The organism is Rhodovulum tesquicola, assembly GCF_024128855.1.
GTDB classification, from domain to species: domain Bacteria; phylum Pseudomonadota; class Alphaproteobacteria; order Rhodobacterales; family Rhodobacteraceae; genus Rhodovulum; species Rhodovulum tesquicola.
This window is the reverse complement of the sequence record NZ_JAMYDV010000052.1, coordinates 1-2,158: the sequence shown is the minus strand read 5'-3', so window position 1 is coordinate 2,158 and position 2,158 is coordinate 1. Positions and strand designations below refer to the sequence as shown.

Genomic DNA, 2,158 nt, shown 5'->3' with positions numbered 1-2,158 from the left:
GGTTCGTCCGATTGCCCTGAATCGCAAGAATGCACTCTTCGCCGGTCATGACGAGGGCGGCAGAACCTGGGGCCGCATCGCCTCGCTGATCGAGACCTGCAAGATCAACGGCGTGGAGCCCTTCGCCAAGTGGAGGCGGGCGTAGATCGCAGCGTTTTTGACCGGGTTCGCCGCCAGCCCATGGATGCGGGCGGCGCTTCGCTATAGAGCCATTGCGCTCGCCGTGCTTTCGCGCAGCCCATTTACCGATTGGATAGCTGAATCTACAGGGAAATGGGTTATTCTCGCCCGAGCGCTTCCGAAGGCTTTGCCAGGCGTGGCTTTCCAGTGAGTGCGACTTGAGCTGCCCGGTAACTGTGATCGATATCGGCGATATCGGAGGCTTCCGATGCTCCGCGGCGCCCGGTTTCGGCAATGACGGCGGCGTGGTCCAGCAGGACATCACGTTGGTCGACCAGTCGGACGTTGGGCGCAAGCAGCGCAATTGTGCGCAGCATGTGCATGATGACGGCTGGGTGGCTGGCGCCGGCTTGCCGGATCTGGTGGAAAGCTGCGTTCGTGAAGCCACGGAAGCTCGCCGCAGGGGCGATCACTCGCACATTTCCCGCTGGGTCGAAAAGAACCTCATGCCGAAGCTCGCGCCGCATCAGTTCGCCGAGCGCAGCGCCCAGACGATCGATAACGGCGATAGCGGTAAAGGGGTCATTAATGCCCGCCGAAAGCGCCCTCACGGCGATTTCGACCAACTGGCGCATCGAAAACTCGAGATCCTGAAGCGGCGTGCGTTCGTCACCGACCAGGATCGCGCCTTCCAGTTCGGTCGCCAGTTCCGAGTTGAGCAGACTCCCCGGATAGATTTCTGCCTTGTACGATTTTTTGATCACGAAATCGCCGGCGCGGAAGTCCAGGCGGATGACCACTTTGTGACGACAGGCGATTTCCACGAGCTGCTCATACTCGATCGCCTGAACGTAGCCTTCGCCGGAAAGAGGCAACGCGGCAGCACGTTCGTCGAAGTCGACGGGCAGCATGTCGGCGATTGTCGGCTGTTCGGCAAATCGTTGAACGTCTTCCTCCACCGGCAGCAAGCGCGAAATCGCATTGCGGAGATCCCTTTCGACACGCCGGATCGCCGTTTCGGAAATGATCGAACGGGCCAGAATATGGATAAAGAACAGCAGCGCGAACAGGTTGATGAGGGCAAGTACAGTCCCGACCGTGACCGCGATGTGGGGCACCTCGGAGACGTCGAGTTCGCTGTGCAGGGTCCGAAGCACAAGCAGACAGTAGATGATGGTCATGAGGAAGGTGCCGAACACCAACTGCGTGCGGAGATCGCCCATGAAGTTTCGGACCATTCGAGGTCCGAGCTGGCTGGCTGCGAGCGTCAACACCACCATGGTGATCGATATGACGAGCGTGGCCATTGTGACCATCGAGGAAAACACGGTGGAAAGCAGATTTCGGGCGTCCTCCGGCCCGCCGCTGTGGATCCAGAACTGCCGGGCCTTCTCCTCCGGCAGGCCCGCATCGAGGTTAAGAGCCACGATGGCCAACCCAATTGCACCGACAGCCATGAGCGTCGGTACGAACCAGAAGCCGGCCCGCAGATTGGCCCAGAGAGTGTAAAAGCGGCTAAGCATCGTCGCCTTCGCCGGACGGGATAAAATCGACCATGTTCATCTCTGTCAGGTCCGCCGCGCAAGCACCCAGACAATGTGCGATCTGACGCGGCACCGATGCTGTCGTGGCGCCTTGGGGCACGATTGCCCGCGGCTTCCAAGCGATCATGCGGGCGCGGGCAACACATGGGGCGGTGATATAGGTGCAGGGGTGCTCGATTGGCATCTCAAGCCGGCCGTTCCACGGTGACCTGCGTCACGTCACAATCTCCGCTCGCGAAACCTGCAGCGCAGGAGGTGAGATAGAAGTTCCACATCCTGCGAAACCGCTCATCGAAACCTTGTCTGGCGATCTCGCTCCAGTTTTCGTTGAACGATTCATGCCAGCGGCGGAGCGTCTGGCTGTAGCTGTCACATCCCGCGTGATTATACGGTCGTTTCTTGAAGATGTCCGGCCTTTGCCGCTGCCAGTCCTTCAGAGCGTCGATGGGCGTTCGGCCCTTGAGCACTGATTGCGGGAGCTGGCCGTTGTAGAG

At 60.2% G+C, this 2,158-nt stretch carries 2 protein-coding genes; both read right to left on the bottom strand.

Going from position 1 to position 2,158, the window contains the following annotated elements; translation table 11 throughout:
* Positions 1 to 278: 278 nt before the first annotated feature.
* Positions 279 to 1,643 (bottom strand): DUF2254 domain-containing protein, encoded by a 1,365-nt coding sequence (locus NHN26_RS17280; protein ID WP_253090538.1) that lies wholly within the window; start codon positions 1,641 to 1,643, stop codon positions 279 to 281.
* A gap of 206 nt (positions 1,644 to 1,849) precedes the next feature.
* A partial coding sequence (locus NHN26_RS17275) for a class I SAM-dependent methyltransferase (RefSeq protein ID WP_253090537.1) occupies positions 1,850 to 2,158 on the bottom strand: 309 nt, incomplete at its 5' end.